This is a genomic window from Flavobacterium sharifuzzamanii (genome assembly GCF_003254585.1).
Classification (GTDB): Bacteria; Bacteroidota; Bacteroidia; order Flavobacteriales; family Flavobacteriaceae; genus Flavobacterium; species Flavobacterium sharifuzzamanii.
In genome coordinates this window covers 48,961-68,006 of the sequence record NZ_QJGZ01000030.1, presented here as the reverse complement: position 1 = coordinate 68,006, position 19,046 = coordinate 48,961, and the positions used below count along the sequence as shown (strand labels likewise).

16 protein-coding genes are annotated in these 19,046 nt (G+C 32.8%); 10 read left to right on the top strand and 6 right to left on the bottom strand.

Going from position 1 to position 19,046, the window contains the following annotated elements; all coding sequences use genetic code 11:
- Window positions 1–45 precede the first annotated feature (45 nt).
- The 3 genes from DMA14_RS01585 to DMA14_RS01575 all read right to left on the bottom strand — a co-directional run bounded on the left by DMA14_RS01585 (window position 46) and on the right by DMA14_RS01575 (window position 2,749).
- Window positions 46–768 carry a hypothetical protein gene (locus DMA14_RS01585; protein ID WP_157957642.1) on the bottom strand — a complete coding sequence of 241 codons (723 nt, stop codon included), beginning with the start codon at window positions 766–768 and terminating at the stop codon, window positions 46–48.
- Between the two features lie 116 nt (window positions 769–884).
- Entirely contained in the window at window positions 885–1,844 is a 960-nt protein-coding gene (locus DMA14_RS01580; protein ID WP_111422594.1) for a GSCFA domain-containing protein, read from the bottom strand.
- Between the two features lie 95 nt (window positions 1,845–1,939).
- A complete protein-coding gene (locus DMA14_RS01575) occupies window positions 1,940–2,749 on the bottom strand; it encodes a hypothetical protein (RefSeq protein WP_111422592.1) in 810 nt (269 codons plus the stop codon).
- A gap of 163 nt (window positions 2,750–2,912) precedes the next feature.
- Here DMA14_RS01575 and DMA14_RS01570 point away from each other — a divergent pair, with 163 nt between their 5' ends.
- Window positions 2,913–4,061 (top strand): matrixin family metalloprotease, encoded by a 1,149-nt coding sequence (locus tag DMA14_RS01570; RefSeq protein WP_111422591.1) that lies wholly within the window; start codon window positions 2,913–2,915, stop codon window positions 4,059–4,061.
- A 66-nt stretch (window positions 4,062–4,127) separates the two neighbouring features.
- On the opposite strand, the gene DMA14_RS01565 is transcribed toward DMA14_RS01570, so the two are convergent.
- Together DMA14_RS01565 and DMA14_RS01560 are read right to left on the bottom strand one after the other, a co-directional pair.
- The gene (locus DMA14_RS01565; protein ID WP_111422589.1) at window positions 4,128–4,907 is read right to left on the bottom strand and encodes a hypothetical protein; all 780 of its coding nucleotides are present in this window, start codon (window positions 4,905–4,907) and stop codon (window positions 4,128–4,130) included.
- A 237-nt stretch (window positions 4,908–5,144) separates the two neighbouring features.
- The gene (locus tag DMA14_RS01560; protein WP_111422587.1) at window positions 5,145–5,942 is read right to left on the bottom strand and encodes a hypothetical protein; all 798 of its coding nucleotides are present in this window, start codon (window positions 5,940–5,942) and stop codon (window positions 5,145–5,147) included.
- 568 nt (window positions 5,943–6,510) lie between these two features.
- Here DMA14_RS01560 and DMA14_RS01550 point away from each other — a divergent pair.
- Window positions 6,511–8,256: an ABC transporter ATP-binding protein gene (locus DMA14_RS01550; RefSeq protein ID WP_111422584.1), complete on the top strand. Its 1,746-nt coding sequence runs from the start codon at window positions 6,511–6,513 to the stop codon at window positions 8,254–8,256.
- Between the two features lie 280 nt (window positions 8,257–8,536).
- On the opposite strand, the gene alaS is transcribed toward DMA14_RS01550, so the two are convergent.
- On the bottom strand, window positions 8,537–11,176 hold the full coding sequence (gene alaS, locus DMA14_RS01545) for an alanine--tRNA ligase (RefSeq protein ID WP_111422582.1): 2,640 nt from the start codon (window positions 11,174–11,176) through the stop codon (window positions 8,537–8,539).
- Window positions 11,177–11,452: 276 nt separating this feature from the next.
- Here alaS and DMA14_RS01540 point away from each other — a divergent pair, with 276 nt between their 5' ends.
- From DMA14_RS01540 to DMA14_RS01505, 8 genes are all read left to right on the top strand, one after another.
- The gene (locus DMA14_RS01540) at window positions 11,453–12,430 is read left to right on the top strand and encodes a M23 family metallopeptidase (RefSeq protein ID WP_111422581.1); all 978 of its coding nucleotides are present in this window, start codon (window positions 11,453–11,455) and stop codon (window positions 12,428–12,430) included.
- Between the two features lie 47 nt (window positions 12,431–12,477).
- Window positions 12,478–12,810, top strand: coding sequence for a MerR family transcriptional regulator (locus DMA14_RS01535; protein WP_111364203.1), 333 nt, complete (start codon window positions 12,478–12,480; stop codon window positions 12,808–12,810).
- Window positions 12,811–12,844: 34 nt separating this feature from the next.
- On the top strand, window positions 12,845–13,429 hold the full coding sequence (locus DMA14_RS01530; protein WP_111422579.1) for a LemA family protein: 585 nt from the start codon (window positions 12,845–12,847) through the stop codon (window positions 13,427–13,429).
- A 93-nt stretch (window positions 13,430–13,522) separates the two neighbouring features.
- The gene (locus DMA14_RS01525) at window positions 13,523–13,960 is read left to right on the top strand and encodes a TPM domain-containing protein (protein WP_111422578.1); all 438 of its coding nucleotides are present in this window, start codon (window positions 13,523–13,525) and stop codon (window positions 13,958–13,960) included.
- Between the two features lie 3 nt (window positions 13,961–13,963).
- Window positions 13,964–14,797, top strand: a complete 834-nt coding sequence (locus DMA14_RS01520) for a TPM domain-containing protein (RefSeq protein WP_111422576.1) — start codon at window positions 13,964–13,966, stop codon at window positions 14,795–14,797.
- 93 nt (window positions 14,798–14,890) lie between these two features.
- Complete coding sequence (locus DMA14_RS01515; RefSeq protein ID WP_012023964.1) at window positions 14,891–15,304, top strand: RrF2 family transcriptional regulator; 414 nt, start codon at window positions 14,891–14,893, stop codon at window positions 15,302–15,304.
- Window positions 15,305–15,554: 250 nt separating this feature from the next.
- The gene (locus tag DMA14_RS01510; protein WP_111422574.1) at window positions 15,555–18,116 is read left to right on the top strand and encodes a TonB-dependent receptor; all 2,562 of its coding nucleotides are present in this window, start codon (window positions 15,555–15,557) and stop codon (window positions 18,114–18,116) included.
- A gap of 146 nt (window positions 18,117–18,262) precedes the next feature.
- The gene (locus DMA14_RS01505) at window positions 18,263–19,006 is read left to right on the top strand and encodes a DUF2490 domain-containing protein (RefSeq protein WP_238989905.1); all 744 of its coding nucleotides are present in this window, start codon (window positions 18,263–18,265) and stop codon (window positions 19,004–19,006) included.
- Window positions 19,007–19,046: the final 40 nt, after the last annotated feature.

Below are 19,046 nucleotides of genomic sequence, written 5' to 3'. Positions count from 1 at the left end.
AGAATTATTTGGCTTTAAGATTTCCTAAACGGCTAGATATATTTTCTAATAAGAATATGTACTTATAGAGGATAATGCTTTATTATTAATTACAGTGGGGAAATTATTATCATCATAAGTATATGTTATCTCATTGGTGTAACTAGAATTGCTTGCTAAAGCCACAGTATAACTTGTCACATTATTAACCGATGAACTAACTTGCGGCTGCTCCTCAAAGATTTTATTAAACCCTAAAACATTTCGCATTGGGCTATTTTTATTATCGTACTTATACGTTATTACAGATGATGAAGTTTCATATTTTATGATATTTCCATCCTTTAATGTATAGATATTCTTTGCCGAAATGACTTCTTCTGCCCCAGTTGAAATAGTAATTCTAGTAACTACAAATGAAACAACATCATTAGATACATAGGTATAAGAATACTTGTCATAATAGTCTCGTCCTGTAAGTTTTCGCAAATAAGTTGTCAGTTTTCCATCAGTATAATTATACTCGTTTGTCAAATCTGAGCTCTCTTTCTTTGTAATTAAATCTCCTGTATAAGTATATTTTACAACATAATTGCCAGAATGAGTACTACTGACAATTTTATTTCCATCAAAAACGAAATCAATAGTCACAGGAGCACTAACACTAGAAATAATTTGTTTTTTTGGCACTCTACTTGTCTCAGTATTCTGAGAACTGTTGTCTTCGCTTGAACAAGATGTAAAAATCAATAGCGAAATGCAAAATAAGGCAGTAATTTTTCTCATCATATTTAAAGATATTTATTACAAATAAACATAATTTTATGATCAAAACATAACAATTTGCTTATTTTTTGTTTTGATTATCCTTCAAATAAAACTAAGAAAAAACATTATTTCATGCACTAAAACACAATATGAGGCCATTTTTTCTCAACATTTTTTATTTTCATTTGAAGATTAGCCAAGAATTTTTGATGTTGTTCTGATTGTGGATTAAAACTCCTATGACGCAAACTTTTCTGGATTTCGTCTACTTCTTTCATCACAGGAGCACTTTCTTCTGAAACATAATTTTCACTGAAAAGCTTCCAGATATAATCTATCGCAATCTGATTAGGATGCAACATATCTTCATTATAAAAACGATAATCACGAAGTTCATCCATCATGATTTCGTACGAAGGGAAATAGCTATGAGTTAGGAGTTTTGAATTAGGAGTTTTTAAAACTTGATGCAGTGCTGTAAACAAATGTGACTTACTCAATTGATTTTCTACAAAGCCATCTTTTATATGGCGAACTGGAGAAATAGTGAAAGTGAAATTTATATTGGGATTTAAAGTCTGAATAATATCAATTGTATTTTGAATGCTTTTTTGAATTACTTCTGCCGATAATAATTCTTTCGAAAATTGTTTTTGAGGCACTTTATGGCAGTTGGCTACAATTTCGTCTTTTTCAATATTTTTGTAAATCCATGAAGTTCCAAAAGTGATGATAATATGAGTAGCTTCTTTTATCTGTTTGTGAGTTTCTGTTACAGCTTTATTGAGCGTTTCTAGTAATTCTTGTCTATTGGCATTACTCAAATCCGAATGCACTTCAAAACTATGCCAACGCTCATTATGAAAGAAAACATCTTTTTCCTCGTACAATTCCTGTTCACAAACTCTTCGGAATAAATTTTCAATTGAAACTGGGTTAAAGATAATTCCAAACGGATTCGTTTCATTCTGAAATTTAAAATAGTCGAATTTTTCCGCCATATTTTCAGCAAAACAAGAACCAATAGAAAGTATTTTCGAACTATAATCGATCGGATTATTACTTTTGGAAATTGGAATTTGAGTTCTGAATTGCATAGCTTATTATTTAGACCCGAATTTCACTATTTTTCACCAATAAAAAAACCAAAAACAGAAGTATTTGGTTTTTACTGATTTAATTTTTTTGAAAATTAATAAACATATACATTGACTTCTTTTATCTCTTCGGTGTAATCATACGTCGTTTTTTTGGTTGGATATCCCTTTTTATCATATTCATATTCCATTTTTAACCAGTGAGGCTCAAAAATTTTATTTGATAATGGGCCTTGAATATTGTTAACATAATATCGCTTCATATTATTATTTGAAGATAGACTTGTTTCATAATCTAAACTAAACTGGTTGAGCAATAAATTTAAGCCCATAATATTTTTAAAGGCATTTTTACTTGTATCGTATTCATATTTAACAATACTAATAACATCATAATCATCTCCCGAATTATATTCTGATTTTACTATATTTCCATCAACAATAGTAATTACTTCTTTTTCAGTTTTTTTTGATTCTTTCTCTGCGTCACTATATAAGTTGTAAGTTTCTATATTTATAGAACCATCGTCGTTATAATGATAAACGTATTTTGTTGCTTTATCGCTCACAAGTTTAGTAGCAGTTTTCAGTTTATCATTTTCATATGTAAATAAAGTTTCAGAGTCTTTTGTTTCTATTCCTTTGTAAAAACTATATACCGTTTCTTTCATTATATGATTACCATCATATTCATAATCTCTTTTACCATTTTTATTTGTTATACACACAATTTTATTTCCATCATATATAAAATTAGTATCATAATTTTCTGAAGGAGAATTGGGATATATTGTTTTTAAGGTTTTAGGTAAAATTGTGTTTTCAGAAGGACTCAATTCTTCATTTGAGCAAGAATTAAAAACAGATAAAACAATCAACAAACAATACAATAACTTCTTTTGCATGATATTATTCTTTAAAGATTTTCAAGCAAAAAGAAGGATTTCTGTAAAAATAAATTTGCGCTAAAAGTTTTAATTATGACAATATAGGATATAGTTTAAAAAGTAAGTAATTTCTTCTATTTTTTTACAGTAAAATTGTATTAAATCTAAAGACATAATAATTATGAAAGAATTAAAAATTCTATTAACCAGTTTAGTATTAGTATTCTCATCTTGCCATTCTGATGAAAATACTATTAATCCAAAATCAATTTTACCCGAAGATGAAACTGCATTAATCTGCACATTTGACCTAAGAGAAAATCCAAATAATTTAACTTTAAAACCTAACGCAGCAATTATAGCTTGGCCTCGATGGCAGACTGGCCAAACTGTTAAAATTAAATTTTTAGACGGGGATGCAACAGTCCAAGAAAAAGTAAAAAGAATTGCTAGTGAATGGACTGAATATGCCAACCTAAAATTTGAATACGTTGCGGTAAATGAATATGCTGATATTAGAATCGGATTTAATGTTGGCAGTTACGGGGCATGGTCTATTTTAGGAATGAAATCTGCGTATGGCAATACAGATGAGCAATCTATGCGATTAGGACCGCTTACTGCTGCTAATGAAGCTTCTGTAAGAAGAACCGTTTTGCACGAATTTGGACATGCATTGGGTCTCATTCATGAAAATGCCAGTCCTGTGGCAACCATAAAATGGGATCTACCTAAAGTGTACAAATACTATAATGAGTTAAACGGCTGGTCTAAAGAAGAAGTTGATGAATTTGTTATAAAAAGTCCTGAGTCTACAAACTATACTCAATATGATCCTCTTTCTATAATGCATTATTACGTCCCAGCATCTCTTACTACAGATGGTAAAGGAGTAAATGAAATGAGTGAATTATCTCAAACTGACCAAATATCAATAAACAAATGGTATCCTTTTCCAATAAGATCTATAATAGAATCTGGAGAAAGAATTGATGCTATTCCTTGGATGAAATCTATAAAATCTCCTAATGGAAGATACTCACTAGGATTCTCCCGAGGATGTCTTTATATTATAGACCTCACAAATGAAACATTTATATGGCAAGTTGGAGACAGTACATTCAGTCGTTTTAGTTCATGCTATTTAGAATTAAATGGAAATATCACAATACAAGGCCAACGTTCTTTAACTGGCGGAATTAAACATACAACTTGGAGCAGTGATACTTCAGAATTTCCAGGAGCAAGTTTACATCTACAAGATGACGGAGATCTTCAACTTATTTACAATGGAGCTGTGAAGTGGTCTTCTAAAAATGGGAAAATGTAAAAACTAATGAAACAAAAAATCCCCAACTAGCATTAGCCAATTGGGGATTTTTTTTATTATTAGAAATTAATATGCAACTTCTATTTTGAAAGAATTTTTTGAGTCTCCAGAAAAGAATTCTGTAACGTAATTGCTGCTATTGTATTTATTAGTAGTTTCTACAGTTGCTGTTTTAGTAACTGCACCTTTAGAATCATAAGTCACAGTAACATTTTTTACTGTATTATTTGCAGAATAAAAGTCAAAATCACTATCTAAATCTAATAGTGCCTTTATACCTGTAATGTTGATAAAAGGACTTTTCATGTTATCAAAAGTGCTTGTTATTTTTTCTGCCAATGCACCATCGAAAAGTTCAGTAGATACCATGTTTCCGTTCGCGAAAGTATAAAGTGTAGTGGTATCGTACTTAATTTCTTGTTTATTGATGATTTGAGATTGGTTAACATTAACTGTTCCGTTTGCATTATATACAAAAGTTAATTTCTCTTGAATGCTTTTATTAGCTTCCCATGTTGAAATTTTAGAAACTAATTTTGTGCCTTCATAAGCATATACATCTGTAGATTGTAAAACACTAGAAGCATACTTTTCAACTTTAGTGATAAGGTCTCCTGTGTATGTATATACAGATCTAGATGCATCTGAACCAGCAAGATCTTTCAATTTGTTTCCGTCATACGTTAAAGTATAAGTATAACTCCCTGATTGTCCATTAATAACTTCTGTTTCAGTAATTTTTTTTGGTAATAATACAGCATTGGTAGATTCTGATGAATCATCACTAGAACATGAAGAAATTAGCACCATTGATAAAGCGCTGAAAAGGCATAAAATTTTTTTCATTTTGACTTGGTTAAATTTGTTTTTGTTATTCTTGACAAACCTAATAAAACCAAAAATCAAAACCTTACGGAATCCCACATTAAGAACAACAATAAGGGCTTAAAAAAAACTAAACCACTATTAACCAACACTATAAAACTCATTTTTTTTTTAAAATAAAAAATATCCCCAAATAGTATATACCTTTTGGGGACATTTTCAATTGTTTTGGCTTTTATAAAAAATATACTTTTATGGCTAGTAAGTATAATCAAATACTTCTTTCACAGTTCCATCTTGATTATAAGATGTTTGCTTAACAGGATAACCTCCAGCATTATAATCATATTTAGCATTGTAATCTACAGTATTAGTAAATGGCTGAGAATCTATAACTACTGATTGAGTATCTTTTTCAATGTTATATAAAGAAGAATAAATCTTTTGTCCCAATGAAGGTGTTATTGCTTGATCTAATAATAAATTAAAGCCTAAGATGTTTTTAAATGCATTATTTTTAGCATCATAATCGTAAACATGCGTGCCAACAAAAGTACCGCTTATAGTAACAAATTTTGTTAAATTTCCATTTGCAATAGTTAGCAACCAGCTTTCTGGCGATAATGATTCTACTCCATTCGCATCGATAGTATATGCTTCTTTTTTAATAGTACCGTCATTATTATAAGTGTAAACTTGCTTGAAAGCTCTTCCATAAGAGATTCCACTTACACTTTGTAATTTACCATTTGCATAAACATACGACGCTTCTATAACTTTTCCTAATTGACCATTACTCATAACATAATCAACTTTTTTTGTTATTTGATTACCTGTATAAGTAAATTCAGATTTTGCTCCTGCATTACTAACAGTTACAATTTTATTCCCATTATAAGTAAATGTACTTAAGGTATTTTTTGAAAGGTCTTTCAAATTAGTAAACTGAATAGTTTTTGGTAACACTATGTTATTACTATTGTTGCTATCATCATCTTTTGAACAAGATGTCAATGTTAAAGCTAAAACGCCAAAAAGGCATAGAATTTTTTTCATTATAAAAGATTAATAGGTTAATAATTTTCAAATCTATAGATAGAAAAATGATAGCATTACCTGTAAAAATTTATTAAATGATAGAATAGGGTACATTTTAAAATAAAAAAGCCAAATACCGAAGCATTTGGCTTTTTATAAATTAAAATCACTTGATTTTAATAGGTGTATTTAATTTCATTAATAGTAAATTGAAACCTAGAATATTTTTTAGAGGATTCTTTTTAGTATCATAATCAAAAAGTAATGGTTTTGTCGAAGAACTAGACTTTTCTTCGACTTTGATTATATTTCCATCTTTATAAGTTAAAGTTCCCTCTGCGCTTTTAGTTTCTGTTTTCTTTATATTATCAAACATATAATAATCTTATAATTATCAAAAAAGTTAAATATCCACTGCCAAAACTTCTGCATTCCCCTTTTTTACTTGATAAGTTTTATAATTGAAAAAGAGTTGATTTAATTTTGTAGAATCAAACTATAAAAATTACATTTTTAATAACAAAAAGCACCTCTACAAACTAAAACAATTCCTTACTTTTGCTTCTTCCATTTTTTTAAATCACTTATGAAATTATTATATACTTACATTATCAGACACAAAATGCTCTTATTTTTTGCTTTGATAATGGCTACGATCAACATTTGTTTCAGTTTGTCAGACTCTGTAATTACAGGAAAATTAATGCAGGACTGCGGTGTCGGAATTGCAAAATATAAAGGAAACGAAATCGGTTTTATAAAATCTTTAGCTTTCTGGCTTGGTCTTTCGCTTGGTGCTGCCATGATTTCCAGAATTACCAAAAACTTTCAAGATTATTTTACCAACGTTGTAATTCAAAGAACCGGTGCACAAATGTATACGGACGGAATCAAGAAATCTCTCGATCTTCCTTATGCAGAATTTGAAGATCAGCGAAGCGGTGAAACTTTGAGCAAATTGACAAAAGTTAGAATCGATTCAGAAAAACTGATTACGCTTTCTATCTCTTTAATTTTCCAAACTATTATCGGTTTCATTTTCGTAATCGTCTATGTTGCCAGAATCGATTTCAGAATTTCTATTATCTTCTTAATTACAGCACCAATTATTGCTCTGGTAAGTTTATATCTAGGAAAGAAAATTAAAATTGTTTCTCGAAAAATTGTGAATCAAACCAATGCATTGGCAGGTTCTACAACCGAGAGTTTGCGAAATATTGAATTAGTAAAAAGTCTTGGTCTAACGTATCAGGAAGAAAAACGTTTAAACTTAAATACGTTTAAGATTCTTCAATTAGAATTACAGAAAATCCGATTCATAAGAAGTTTAAGTTTTATTCAAGGAACAACGGTTCATTTCTTGAGAACTTGTGTTGTTTTTGCTTTGTATTATTTCTTATTTGGAGGAAAAATTATCGTTGGAGATCTGTTGACAATGGTCTTTTTCACTTTCTTTATTTTTGGACCTTTACAGGAATTAGGAAACTTTATCATCGCTCTAAATGAAACAAAAGTTTCAATGGAGAATTTCAAAACCTTGTTGAATGCTCCAAAAGAATTCCGCCCAAAAACTCCAAAACATATTGGTGCAATTCAAAAATTGCTTTTCGAAAATGTTAGCTTTCAGCATAAAACTGCCAAGTTTAAAGCTGTTGAAAATATTAATTTCGAAATCAAACAAGGCCAGACTGTTGCCTTTGTTGGTCCGTCTGGATCTGGAAAAACAACTTTAGTAAAATTATTGGTTGGATTATATACTCCTGCAGAAGGTCAGGTTTTGTATAATGACATTGATTCAACCGAAATTGATTTATTAGATTTAAGAAAACAGCTTGGTTTTGTAACACAAGATGCACAATTATTCTCTGGAACAATTCGCGAGAACTTATTATTCGTTAAACCCAATGCAACAGACGAAGAACTATATGATGCATTGAAACGTGCAAGCTGTGATAAACTTCTTAAACGTGCAGAAGACGGTTTAAACACCACAATTGGTGAAGGTGGAATCAAAGTTTCAGGTGGAGAAAAACAACGTCTATCTATCGCGAGAGCTATTTTGAGAAATCCGAATTTATTGATTTTTGACGAAGCGACTTCTGCTTTGGATTCTATTACTGAAGAAGAAATTAATGCAACAATCCGAAATATATCAGATAAAAACAGAATTACAGTTTTAATTGCGCACCGTTTATCCACTGTAATGCATGCTGATAGAATCTTTGTTCTAGAACAAGGTAAAATTATCGAGCAAGGTAAACATGATGATTTGATTGTTGAGAAGGGATTGTATTACGCTATGTGGCGCCAGCAGATTGGCGAAAGAAAATAGTTTTTTAAAAGGTTCTGAGGTGCTAAGTTGCTAAGATTCTAAGTTTTTTTGAATAGCGTCCAGCTTTAGCTAGATGAATATAATAAATTAAAGTTGAAGGGCTTTAGCCAAACTACCACGTTTGGCTAAAGCCCTTTCTAATTTCTAATTTTCCCATCCAGCTAAAGCTGGACGCTATTGAATCTATATTAAACACAAAACCCGACAGGTTTTAAAAACCTGTCGGGTTGTTATAAATTATAAAAACTTAGTTCCTTAGTATCTCAGAACCTTAGAATCTTTATTTAACAAAATCTACCGCTTTAGCTAGAGCCTCAGCAATTCCATCAACATTTTTACCTCCTGCAGTTGCGAAGAAAGGCTGTCCTCCTCCTCCTCCTTGGATGTATTTACCTAATTCGCGAACAACTTGTCCAGCGTTTAAGTTTTTCTCTGCTACAATTTCTTTAGAGATATAACAAGTTAACATTGGTTTTCCTTCGTGAGCTGTAGCGAAAACAACGAATAAGTTGTTATAAGAACCACCCAATTCGTAAGCCAAGTCTTTTGCTCCCTCTGGATTTAAATCTACTTGTTTTGCTAAAAACTGAACACCATTGATTTCTTGCAATTCTTTAGCCAAATCAGCTTTCATATTTTTAGCTTTATCTTTTAATAAAGCTTCCAATTGTTTTTTCAATTGAGCGTTTTCATCTTGTAAAGCCAAGATAGATTTCACTGGATCTTGAGCATTTTTAAGCGCTTCTTTAATTTCAGCTAAAGAAACAGCTTGAGACTCAAAATATTCTTTTGCTGCTTCACTTGTGATTGCTTCAATCCTTCTGATTCCAGCTGCAACAGCTCCTTCAGAAACAATTTTAAAGTGCCAAATATCAGATGTATTTGCAACGTGCGTTCCTCCGCATAATTCGACAGAATCTCCAAATTTAATGGTACGAACTAGATCTCCGTATTTCTCTCCAAATAATGCAATTGCGCCATCTTCAAGTGCCTGTTCTTTCGGAATTGCTCTTTTTTCGATTAATGGCAAACTTTCACGAATCCTTGCATTTACGAAGTTTTCTACTTCTACTAATTCTTCATCAGTTACTTTAGCGAAGTGAGAAAAGTCAAAACGTAATGAAGCATTTCTTACCATCGAACCTTTTTGCTCAATGTGAGTTCCTAAAATCTTACGTAAAGCTTGGTGCAACAAGTGCGTAGCCGAGTGATTTGACGAAGTTTTAGCTCTTTGGTTTGCATCAACAACCGCATTAAAAGTACCTGTAAGGTTTTCTGGTAACGATTTTGCCAAATGAATCGTTTGATTATTCTCTTTTTTAGTATCAATAATATAAACGATGTCCCCGTTTTGAGCTTCTAAATATCCTTTATCTCCCGTTTGTCCTCCGCTTTCTCCATAAAAAGGAGTTGCATTGAAAACCAATTGGAAAATCTCACCATCTTTTGCACTTTCAACTCTGCGGTATTTCGTGATTTTAACTTGTTGTGATAATCTGTCATATCCAACAAATTCCTGAATATCATCTTCTACAAGCACATTCCAGTCACCAGCAGTTACTTTAGATGCTGCACGAGATCTTTCTTTTTGTAATTGCAATTGTTCTTGGAATCCTTCTTCGTCCAATTTCAATCCTCTTTCAGAAAGGATCAAAGCTGTTAAGTCAATCGGGAATCCGTAAGTATCATACAATTCAAATGCTTTTTTACCATCAACAGTATCTCCGCTGTTGTTTAAAATTACAGCATCTAAAAGAATTAATCCTTGATCTAATGTTTTCAAGAATGAGTTTTCTTCCTCACGAATTACATTAGAACAAAGTGCTTTCTGCGTTCTTATTTCTGGGAAAGAATCTCCCATCTGTTCGCTTAAAGTTTCAACCAATTTATAGATAAATGGCTCTTTCGTATTTAAGAAAGTAAATCCGTAACGAATTGCACGACGCAGAATTCTACGAATTACATATCCCGCACCCGTATTAGAAGGCAACTGACCGTCAGCAATAGCAAAAGCTACCGCACGAACGTGATCTGCCACTACACGAATAGCGATATTCATTTTATTTTGTTCTTCACTAATGCCTGTTACATCATTAGTTGTATATTTTGCTCCAGTAATGGTTTCGATTTCTCTAATTAAAGGCATAAAAACATCCGTATCATAGTTTGATGTTTTCCCTTGTAAAGCCATACACAAACGCTCAAATCCCATTCCAGTATCTACGTGCTGTGCAGGGAGTTTTTCTAACGAACCATCTGCTTTACGGTTGAATTCCATGAATACGTTATTCCAGATTTCAACAACTTGCGGGTGATCATTGTTTACCAAACTTTTTCCTGAAACTAGTGCTTTTTCTTCTTCAGAACGTAAATCAACGTGAATTTCAGAACAAGGTCCGCATGGTCCTTGATCTCCCATTTCCCAGAAATTATCTTTTTTATTTCCAAGAATAATTCTATCCTCGTCGATTAACGTTTTCCAGATATCCCAAGCTTCTTGGTCAAACGGAACGTTATCTTCTTTACTTCCTTCAAAAACAGAAACATAAAGATTCTCTTTTGGAATTTTGTACACTTCTGTTAATAGTTCCCAAGCCCAGTTGATTGCTTCTTTTTTGAAGTAATCTCCAAAAGACCAGTTTCCTAACATTTCGAACATTGTGTGGTGGTACGTGTCAATACCTACTTCTTCAAGATCGTTGTGTTTTCCTGAAACACGAAGACATTTTTGCGTATCGGCTATTCTTGGACTTTTTGGAGTTCCGTTTCCTAAGAAAAATTCTTTAAACTGGGCCATTCCCGAGTTGTTGAACATTAGGGTTGGGTCGTCTTTAAGAACAATAGGAGCTGAAGGAACAATAGTATGCCCTTTACCCTCAAAAAAATCTAAAAATTGTTTACGTACGTCTTGTGATTTCATATTTAAATTAGAAAAATGTGTCAATTTAATGTGTCAATTTGATAACTAGATGATTAGCTAATTTATTCATTTGATGATACGTTAAGTTTTTTATAATGAAATTAAAAAACTTATATTTTAAACAATAAATTGCCTATTTTGCGCATTATCTAATGATAAAATAGCCCCAATATCTAATCATTAATCCTGGTAAAAAAGTGTCGAATAACTGAAACAATTAGCAGTTTTATTCGACTAACCTATTTTACAAGGTGCAAAAATAGCGTATTTTAAAATATGGCGAAAGTAAAATATTATTACGACCCAGAAAATCTGGCTTATACAAAAATAAAAACCAGAAAAAGAATAAAAATAGGTTACGCATTCTTGTTTTTACTGGCATCGGCACTGTTTGGTTTCTTAGTTTTTGTTCTTTTAATTAACACCCCTTATTTCGAAACTCCAAAAGATCGTTTACAGGCTCGTGAAATTGAAAATTTGAAACTTCAATATGCCATTTTGAATAAAAAACTGGACGAAATTGATGAAGCCGCAGATGCATTAGAAGAACGTGACAATAATATTTATCGTGTATATTTTAACAAAGCTGAAATTCCAGATTCGATTCGAAAAGCTGGTTTTAGAAGTTCTGACAAATACAAAGCGCTAGAAGGATATAACAATTCTCAATTGGTTTTGAATGCGACAAAAAGAGTTGACAAACTATCAAAGCAGTTGGCAATTCAGTCTAAATCTTTAGATGAAATTTTAAAATTAGCAGGAGCTAAAGAAAATTTATTATTAGCAATTCCTGCCATTCAGCCAGTTCGAAATGAAAATTTGAAACGTGTCGCGTCAGGTTTTGGGTATCGCATTGACCCTTTCACGAAAGTGAGAAAAATGCATAACGGAATGGATTTCACCGCCAATACAGGAGCTCCAATTTACGCAACAGGAGATGGCGTAGTTGAAAGAGCTGACAATACGGCTTCGGGATACGGAAACCATATTGTGATCAGGCATGGTTTTGGATACGAAAGTCTGTATGCCCATTTAAGCAAATACAATTGTCGTCCGGGACAAAGAGTGAAACGCGGCGATGTGATTGGTTATGTTGGAAGCACAGGAAGATCTGAAGGTCCGCATTGTCATTATGAAGTCCATAAAGACGGAAAAGTAGTCAATCCGCTGAATTTTTATTATGGAAATATTTCAGCTGTGGAATATGTGGCGATTTCGCAAATGGCAAACCAAGAAAATCAATCATTAGATTAATAGTACAAAAAATACTATTTTTGAAGTAAAATAGAAAAAAACGAATCATGCATATTGAACTTTCTAAAGACAAAAGATATTACAGTATTGGCGAAGTTGCCAAGGCTTTTAATGTCAATGCCTCTTTGATACGATTTTGGGATAGCGAATTTGACATTCTAAAACCTAAAAAAAATGCAAAGGGAAACAGGATGTTCACACCAGACGATATTACAAATCTTCAATTGATTTATCACTTAGTAAAAGAAAGAGGATTTACGCTTGAAGGTGCCAAAACACATTTAAAAGAAGGTCAGAAGAAAACGTTAGATAAATTCGAAATAATACGTAAATTAGAGTCGATAAAAACGCAACTGAACGACATCAAAAACGAATTGTAATTAAAAATAGAAATAAACTTAAATCAAAACAAATATGAAAAAGTGGTTAATCCCTGTAGGAATTATTGTAGTGCTTATTGCTATTATCGCATTTTGGTCGATTGGTATTAAAAACACTGCTTTGCAACACAGCCAAGCTGTAAATAAAGAATGGGGAAATGTTCAAACGGCTTACCAAAGACGTAATGATCTTATCGGGAATTTAGTAAACACTGTAAAAGGTGCTGCTGACTTTGAAAAAGGAACTTTAACAGCAGTTATTGAAGCTCGTGCAAAAGCTACTTCGGTAACAATTGATCCAAGCAACGTAACTCCTGAGCAATTAGCAGCATTTAACCAAGCTCAAAGCGGAGTAAGTTCTTCTTTATCAAGATTATTGGTTTCTGTTGAACAATATCCAACTTTAAAAGCTAATGAGAACTTCTTGAAACTTCAAGATGAATTGGCAAGTACTGAAAACCAAATTTTAACGGCTAGAACTCGTTTCAACGAAGCTGTACAAGTTTACAACGGTTACATCTTGTCTATTCCAAACAAATGGTTCTTGAGCGAATACAAAGAAAAACCATATTTTGAAGCTTCTACTGGAGCAGACAAACCTGTTGAAGTAAAATTCTAAAGATTTAATATTTTTGATTAACGATTTTAGATTTCAGATGTAATCTGAAATCTAAAATCTAAAATCTACAATCTAAACTCTAAAATAATTTCCATGTCAAAAGTAGAAGATTTTTTAACCAAAGAAGAAGAACACGAAATTGTTGAAGCTATTCGCATGGCCGAAAATAATACTTCTGGCGAAATTAGAGTACATATAGAAAAAACAACTTCTAAAGTCCATTTTGATAGGGCTTTAGAAGTTTTTCATGATTTACGAATGGATGAAACCAAACTAAAAAATGGCGTATTACTCTATTTTGCAGTTGAAGACAAAAACTTTGTGATTTGTGGAGACAAAGGAATTAATGATGTGGTAGCCAACGATTTTTGGGATTGCACCAAAGACATTATGGTGAATCATTTTAAAGCCGGCAATTTTAAACAAGGAATTGTTGACGGTATTTTGAATGCCGGAGAACAGCTCAAAAAATACTTTCCTTCTCAGGAAGATGATGTCAACGAATTATCTAACGAAATCTCAAAAGGATAAATAATGAAAAATTCCCAAATTAAAATCTTAAATTCTAATCGAATTTTTCAGCTTACTTTTTTGTTTATCGCATTTTTTATTAGCAATACTATTTTTGCGCAATTTGAGATTCCGCCAAAACCTAGTTTTCAGACTTCTGTTTACGATTACGCTAACATTTTAAGCTCTACTGAAAAAGCTCAGTTAGAAGAAAAACTAATTCGTTATTCAGACTCCACTACAACTCAAATTGTAGTTATTACTATTGAAAGTTTAAAAGGAGAAGATGTAAGTCAGTTGGCCACAAAATGGGGACAAACTTGGGGAATTGGAGGAACTAAAGAAGACGATAATGGAGTTGTGATTCTTTTGGCAAAAAACGAAAAAAAGATTGCAATTAATCCTGGATACGGGCTAGAAGATCGTTTGACGGCGGGAATTGGAGGAACAATCATCAGAAACATTATTATACCAGAGTTTAAAGCAGGAAGCTTCTACAACGGTCTTGATAAAGGAACTGATGCTATTATTGATGTTTTTAAAGGAAAATTTAAAGGTGAACGCAAACAAGCAAAAGGACAAGACTTCCCTATTTTGCCTTTTATCGTAATTGTTGTAATTGTTTTAATCTTAATGTCTCGAAATAAAAGAGGCGGAGGAGGAAATTCTGGCAACAATGGCGGTGGTGGCCCTAGCCTACTTGACGCTATTATTCTGAGTAATCTTGGAAGAAGCAGTGGTGGATTTGGAGGTTTCGGCGGAGGATCATCTGGTGGTGGTTTTGGCGGAGGCGGAGGCTTCGGCGGCGGATTTGGCGGTGGAGGTTTCTCTGGTGGCGGATCTAGCGGAGGCTGGTAATTTATTCTGGTTCTAATTTTCTTTGTTTGAGGTTTCAAGTTTAGGTTTCAATCTTAAAATATCATACATTTACATTTTACAATTTATTAATAGATGTTATCACATAAAGCAAAATACGCCCTTAAGGCCTTACTTTATTTAGCAGAACAAGACGAAAATCACATTTCTAGAACTGTAGAAATTGCTGATGGCGCTAACATTCCTAAAAAGTTTTTAGAGCAAATTTTATTAGATCTAAAACGCGGTCGTTTTGTGAGCAGTAAGCAGGGAAAATTTGGCGGGTACTATCTAATTAAATCCAAAAATGACATCACTTTGGCAGAAATTCACCGATTATTTGACGGTGCAATTGCACTTTTGCCATGCGCTTCTTTAAATTTTTACGAGCCTTGCTCTGATTGTAAAACCGAGTCTGAATGCAGTCTGCGTCACGGCTTGATGCTAATTAGAGACAAAACTTTGAAGGCTATGGAAGGCATTACAATCGCTTCATTGGTAAAAAAATAAAAAAATATTTTCTAAAGTCTAGTAAATCGATAGAATTAATTATATATATTTGCCAAAAATAATTAACTAATCATTTACAAAATTTTAACTCATGAAAGTACATTCTAGTAAATCAGGTGGACAAAATCTTTTGCAAAAAAAACATAATTATAATTTCACAAGAGTGAATACTACTTCATCTATGATGTGTATGTGTTGGTAAAAAAAATTTAATTTTAAATTCTACTAATCACATATACTTAATATAAAAATGAAAACATCTATAAAAAATATATTTACAATACTTGCCGTTTTAACGTTCTCAATCTCATTCGCACAAAAAATTGAAGGGGTTGTAACTACAGATCAAAATATTCCTTTAGAAGCAGCCAATGTGGTAATTAAAGGAACAACTTTTAGCTCCATTACAGATTCTGAAGGACGTTTTTCGATAGAATCACAAGGAAAATTACCTATTACTCTTTTAGTTCAATATATTGGTTACAATACTGCCGAACTCGAAATTACAGCTATCCCAGCTTCTCCATTATTAATCACTTTACGTGAAGAAAACAAACTTGTTGAGGTTGTAGTTTCTTCTAGAAGAAGAATCGAAAAAGTACAAGATGTGCCCATTGCCGTTTCTGTTGTTACAGGAAAACAAGCTGAAGCAGCAGGAGCTTTTAACGTAAACCGTATTAAAGAATTGGTTCCTTCTGTTCAATTATACTCTTCTAACCCAAGAAATACTGGAATCAACATTAGAAGTTTAGGTTCACCATTCGGACTTACCAACGATGGAATCGATCCTGGAGTTGGTTTCTATGTAGACGGTGTTTACTATGCACGTCCAGCAGCGACTACTTTAGATTTTATCGATGTAGAACAAATCGAGGTATTACGTGGTCCACAAGGTTCTTTATTTGGAAAAAACACAACTTCTGGAGCTTTCAATATTACATCTCGCAAACCAAGTTTTACAACTGGTGCCGATTTTGAATTGAGTTATGGTAATTATGCTTTTTTACAAGCTAAAGCTTCTATCACAGGAGCCTTAGGAAAAAAAGTTGCGGGTCGTTTATCTTTCTCAGGAACACAACGCGATGGTTTAATTGATAATATTGTTACAGGAAGACCAACTAACACTTTAAACAATCAAGGTTTTAGAGGACAATTATTATGGACTCCAACAGAAAATACAAACGTAACTTTTGCAGGAGATCTTACGACACAGCGTCCTGACGGATATGCACAGGTTGTTGCTGGTGTTGCTCCTACTCAGAGAGCTGCATACCGTCAGTTTGATGCTATTATTAAGGATTTAAATTATCAATTGCCAAGTTTAAATGCGTTTGACCGTAAGATCGATCATGATACTCCTTGGCGTTCTGGTCAAGATTTAGGAGGTGTTTCGTTAAACATTGACACCAAAATTGGAGGTGGAACACTTACTTCTACAACAGCTTGGCGTTTCTGGAATTGGGATCCATCAAACGACAGGGATTTTACAGGATTACAAGTTTTAGCTAAATCTCAAAACCCAACAAGACAAACTCAGATTACGCAAGAGGTGCGTTACGCTGGACAATTAACTTCAAAAATTAGTGGTGTTGCAGGTGTATTCTTCATTGATCAAACTTCTCAAACAAATGGTACAGAAGAATCTGGAAATGCTCAATGGAGATTCTCTCAAAGCTCAACTAGTCCGTTATGGAAAACTCCAGGTCTTTTTGAAGGTTACGGCATCCATACTGATGCAAGAATTAGAGCTTCTAGCGCTGCAGTTTTTGGTCAAATTGACTGGGCTATTACAGAACGTTTCCATATTTTACCAGGTTTAAGATATAACTTTGATAAAAAAGATGCTCATTATTCTCGTAAAACTTATGGAGGTCTTCAAACTACAGATCCAGCCTTATTGGCTCTAAAAAAATCAGTTTACTCTGATCAGGCATTTGATTCAGATACAGATAACACAGACTTTTCTGGAAATATAACACTTACTTATAAAGCGTCAGACAAAATTAATGTTTATGGTACTTTTGCCAAAAGCTACAAACCTGTTGGAGTTAACGTTGCAGGACTTCCGTCAAACTCTGCTGGACAGCCAATGACTGAACTTGCGGTAATTAAACCTGAAAAAGTGTATCATTATGAAGTTGGCGTGAAAACGTCTCCATTTAAAAATTCAATCTTCAACTTAACGTTCTTTAATACTGATATCAAAGATTTTCAAACCAACGTTCAAGCAGCTGAATTAGGAGTAAACCGTGGCTATCTTGCCAACGCAGATAAAGTACGTGTAAGAGGTGCAGAATTGGATGCAAGTTTTGTTATCAGTTCGCATCTAACAATAAATGGTGCTGCGACTTATACAGATGGTAAATATGTAAAATTTACAAATGCACCACTTCCGTTAGAAGAAACAGGACTTGTTGTTAATGGAGTTCAAGTAGCTTACAAAGATGTTTCTGGAACTGAATTGCCAGGTGCTTCAAGATGGGCAGGTTCTCTTGGAGGTGAGCTTTCTGACAAAGCAAGATTCTTTGGTAATGCTGGAAAAATTTTCTTCGCTGCTGACGGATATGCTCGTTCTGAATTTTCTTCAAGCCCTTCGGCTTCAAAATATTTAGTAGTGCAAGGTTATGCTATCTTTAATGCTCGTTTAGGTTTCCGTGCTTCGCAAGGTTTATCTATTCAGATTTGGGGAAGAAACCTTTTAAATAAAGATTACTATGAACAATTATTGCCTGCAAGTGGTAATACTGGGCAATATGCTGGAGTTCTTGGCGATCAAAGAACTTATGGAGTTACATTTAAGTATTCGCTGTAAGGTGGTTAGTTAGTTTTAGTATTAAAAAGAGATACATTTCAAAATGTGTCTCTTTTTTTTATTTCACAAAAAAACTGTCGAAACAAATTTTAAAATAAAAATAAATAAGATCATTTGTATAAATTCGCAGCCTGAATTTATTGCAATTGAACAGAAGCTTTAAAATTGTATTTTATTTACTCTTTATTAGCCAACTAATTACAGGGCAAAACCAAAGAAATATCGACCATCAGACTTTGACATGGATTCGGTACTATAATATTTTTCCATTATCCGAAAAATGGGCGCTACATTCTGAATTTGATAATCGAAGCTTTGTAAACCCTATTCATGAGAATCTTTTTGTTATAAGATCTCAAGCTCGATATAGAGCAAATAAAATGACAGAATTAGGTGCTGGATTTGCTTTTTTCAATGTAAATACTCAAAATCCGTATGTTGATCCTGATTATTCTGTACCCGAATATAGAGGCCAACAAGATGTAACATTGATTAATGATATTGCCAAAATCACTTTTCATAACCGTTTTCAGCTGGAAGAACGATTCATACAAAAAGCAGATAAAAACGGACTTTTAGATGAATTCTCATATGCTTTCCGATTTAGATATCGTTTACAATCCATGTTTACCCTTTGGGAAAAAGAAGGAAGAAGCATAAAAGGTACTATTTCAGATGAAGTTTTATTCAATTTCGGAAGAGACAATCGCAGAAACACATTCGATCAAAACCGTTTCTACGTTGCTTTACGTTATCATTTCAACCCAAATCTTGGATTAGAATTAGGCTATCTAAAAAATTTTCAAAGACGCGCCAGCGGTTTAGATTTCTACGATCGTGATATTATCCGATTTACAGTGTATCATAAAATTAATCGGAAAAAGTTATGAATTATGAGTTATGAGTTATACAAAAAATGCCTATCAAATT